This is a genomic window from Chamaesiphon sp. VAR_69_metabat_338, from assembly GCF_031423935.1.
Classification (GTDB): Bacteria; Cyanobacteriota; Cyanobacteriia; order Cyanobacteriales; family Chamaesiphonaceae; genus Chamaesiphon.
Map to the genome: position 1 here is coordinate 1 of NZ_JANPGM010000682.1, position 3,614 is coordinate 3,614.

The window sequence follows — 3,614 nt, forward strand, 5'->3', positions numbered from 1 at the left end:
TCTCCAAGAAGTCGGGGTTCTGAATCCGTGAAGTAGTTTACCTCATCAAACTGAAATTTGCTGTAAAATTGAAGGCTCAAACAACACCTCACGGGGCGAAAAGCTGATAATGACAGGGTAAAGTAGATCGCCAGATCTTAATCCTGTGGATGTCTTAGTCATGACGCTCTATGCTTATGGAAACCTACCGTCAACAATTTCCCGCGCTGGCAAATAAAAGCTACTTTAACTACGGCGGCCAAGGGCCGATGCCGCAAGCGGCTCTGGATGCGATTGTAGCGGCATACCAACAGATTCAAACTCAGGGGCCATTCGGTCTGAAAACTAACCAATTAGTGACGCAAGAGGCTGCTTTGACGCGTCAGGCGATCGCTCAAGAATTGGGTGTAACCGCAGCAACGATCGCGCTGACCGAAAATGTCACGGCTGGTTGTAATATCGCCTTGTGGGGGCTAAATTGGCAGTCTGGCGATCGCATTCTGTTGTCTGATTGCGAGCATCCAGGGGTTATCGCCAGTATTAATGAAATCTGTCGGCGATTCGGCGTTGTTGTCGATTTGTTTCCCCTCCAAGGGACGCTGGAGACTGGCGATCCCGTTGCCACAGTTACCAGCCATTTACAGCCCCAGACTCGCTTGGTCGTCCTCAGTCATGTGTTGTGGAATACGGGACAAGTATTGCCATTAGCCGAAATCGCAGCAGGGGTGCGGCAAGCGCAACGCGAACGCCCGATTCGGATCTTGGTCGATGCCGCGCAATCGGTGGGGTGGTTGCCGCTGAATTTGGCCGAATTGGGGATCGATTTCTATGCATTTACCGGACATAAATGGTGGTGCGGCCCCGAAGGCGTGGGCGGTTTATACATTCATCCAGAGATGCTTGCCAGTTTAGAGCCGACTTTTATTGGTTGGCGGGGCTTGGATTATAGTCAGCCGCAGTTACCATTCGTAAATGATGCTCGTCGCTATGAAGTGGCGACATCGGCTTATCCCTTGTATGCCGGATTGCGTGCGGCAATTGCCACTCATCAAACTTGGGAGAGTACGATCGTTGGCGGAGCCTCTCCAGCGGAGAAACGTGCCGAGCGAATTGTCAGTTTAGCTACTTATCTATGGAAAAATTTACAACAAATTGCCGGGATTAAGTGTTTGAACGATCTGGCTCCACGATCGGGTTTAGTTTCTTTTCAAGTAGCGACGGGAAATCATGCTAAGTTAGTGAAAGATTTAGAAGATCGACATTTTTATCTGCGTACGATCGTCGATCCCGATTGCATTCGGGCTTGTACTCATTATTTTACTACTACCGCAGAAATTGATGAATTAGTTGGATCTTTGAGTCAGCTCATCAATTAAAGGATTGCTGCTCCATGTCAAATTGTACGGTTTATATTGCCATTACCGATCACGGTTTCGGTCACGCAGCGCGCACGGCATCGATCGCCGGACAACTGCAAAAGTTGTTGCCAGCAGTGAAGTTAATCCTAGTCACGACTGCACCGAAATGGTTGCTAGAGTGCTACATTGATGGTGATTTTATCTACCGGCAACGCGGGTTTGATGTGGGAGTCGTGCAAGCCGACAGCCTGAAAATGGATCTGGAGGCAACTCGATCGAAGTGGCAAAAGATTATCGATAATAGAGCTGAAATAATCGCTGAAGAAGTTGCTTTTTGTCGGGAGCAGCAGGTAGATTTGGTATTTGCCGATGCGCCGCCATTAGCAACTTTAATTGCCAAGCAATTAGATGTCCCGTGTTGGATGTCTGGTAACTTCGGCTGGGATTTTATTTATCGAGATTGGGGTGGGGATTTTACCGCGATCGCCGACTGGATTAGCGATTGCTACGGGCAATGCGATCGGCTGTTTCGCGTGCCTTTACATGAACCGATGTCGCGGTTTCCCATTATTGAAGATGTGGGCTTAACTGGCGGCGATCCCAAGTATTCACTAGATATATTGCGCGAAAAGTTCGGTTTAATTCAACCAAAAGAACGCACGATCTTGCTGACATTTGGCGGATTGAGTTTAGATGCAATTCCGTATCAAAATATCGCGCATTTTCCCGATTATCAATTTATTACTCTCGATCGTCAAGCTCCCAATCTGCCCAACTTAGTCAAAGCACTCGATCGCGCGGTGCGTCCGGTCGATTTTATGCCATTGTGCGATCGAGTTGTCTCGAAACCTGGATATTCAACCTATGCAGAAGCCCTTAAGCTGCAAATTCCGATCGTCTCATTAACTAGATCTGGTTTTGCCGAAGCCGAAATTATTCTCAATGGGATGCAAGATTATGGCTATCATCAAGTCATCAACCCCGATGAGTTTTTTGGTAGTGATTGGCAGTTTGTGGATTCACCATTACAACCGCCGCGATTGACGACTCCAATTAAAACCGATGGTAATTTGACAATTGCTAATGCGATCGTCAAATATTTCAGCAGTTTATGACTCCAATAGCTCGATCGCTTCTTGACACCAAGCCAGCCATTCTGTCTCTAATCTAATCCCTTGACGCAGGGTAATGTATTGATAAAGATCGTCATTGGTAAACTGCGATCGATCTGGAAAAACTTGAGCGGCGATCGCTTGATATGTATGCAAGCTTTCTAAATGCTGAATCCGATGCTGTTTTAATTCAGCGACGATCGTTTCCGGTGAGACGATCGATCCGGCAAATATTTTGACGAGCAAGTCGTCCTTGAGTGGACTGACAGTACTCGGCGTCTCGATCCACGATCGCAGCGTCTGTTCGCCTTTACTAGTCAATGTATAAATCTTTTTATCAGGACGCTGCTCTTGGCGGACGAGCTGGGCATCGATCTGGCTTTGCCCCTCCAATTTTGTCAGTTCTCGATAGATCTGCTGGTGGGTGGCATTCCAGAAAAATCCGATCGACCCGTCGAATTTTTTGGCTAGATCGTAGCCACTGCGCGCTCGATCGTGAATTGCTGCTAGAAGTGCGTGGGCTAATGCCATTGGGAGAGAGGGTAGATGGTAGGAGGTAGAAATATAACAGTGCCTTACTATCGGGGATTTCCCCATATCTAGATTATCTAACAACTGTCCCTCATAGTTGCATATTCAACTAAGTTAATATAAAATTGGTGAATATTCAATTAAGTGAATACAAGTAGCAATTGGAGAAATCAGATATGTCCAAAGTAGTTCCTGGCAGATTTAGTGCGCAGATCGACGAATCCTTTGTGGTCTTTGCGATCGGGATGCAAGTCAATAACATCTGGGCGGTCAATAAATGGCTGCCCACAGCCCGAGCAATGGGGCCGATGCTGGATGTCTTACACAAATATCCCGACAAAGGATTTTTGGGTCAGGAATCATTTTTTCGCCTGTTTCCGATCTGCACAATGATGATGACCTACTGGAAATCCTTCGAGCATTTAGAGCATTTTGCCCGCAATACTGACGATCCGCATCTGGAACCGTGGCGCGCTTTCAATCGATCGATTGGCAGTGATGGCAGTGTCGGCATTTGGCACGAAACTTATTTAGTCCCAGCAGGGCAATCCGAATCGATCTATGTCAATATGCCCATCTTCGGTTTAGCAGCGGCTACTAACCACGGCCCGATCGACGGGCGCAAAGAAACTGC

Annotated in this window: 4 protein-coding genes; 3 read left to right on the forward strand and 1 reads right to left on the reverse strand. The window is 47.4% G+C overall.

The window, feature by feature from the left end; translation table 11 throughout:
- Positions 1-176 precede the first annotated feature (176 nt).
- Both RMO84_RS18935 and RMO84_RS18940 read left to right on the forward strand, forming a co-directional pair.
- Positions 177-1,355, forward strand: coding sequence for an aminotransferase class V-fold PLP-dependent enzyme (locus RMO84_RS18935; RefSeq protein WP_310489991.1), 1,179 nt, complete (start codon positions 177-179; stop codon positions 1,353-1,355).
- Positions 1,356-1,369: 14 nt separating this feature from the next.
- Positions 1,370-2,452 carry a glycosyl transferase gene (locus RMO84_RS18940; protein WP_310489992.1) on the forward strand — a complete coding sequence of 361 codons (1,083 nt, stop codon included), beginning with the start codon at positions 1,370-1,372 and terminating at the stop codon, positions 2,450-2,452.
- Here the strand turns inward: RMO84_RS18940 and RMO84_RS18945 are convergent.
- Positions 2,447-2,980, reverse strand: a complete 534-nt coding sequence (locus tag RMO84_RS18945) for a PadR family transcriptional regulator (protein WP_310489993.1) — start codon at positions 2,978-2,980, stop codon at positions 2,447-2,449. The two genes, RMO84_RS18940 and RMO84_RS18945, sit on opposite strands and share 6 nt — an antisense overlap.
- A gap of 176 nt (positions 2,981-3,156) precedes the next feature.
- Here RMO84_RS18945 and RMO84_RS18950 point away from each other — a divergent pair.
- A partial coding sequence (locus tag RMO84_RS18950; RefSeq protein ID WP_310489994.1) for a DUF4188 domain-containing protein occupies positions 3,157-3,614 on the forward strand: 458 nt, incomplete at its 3' end.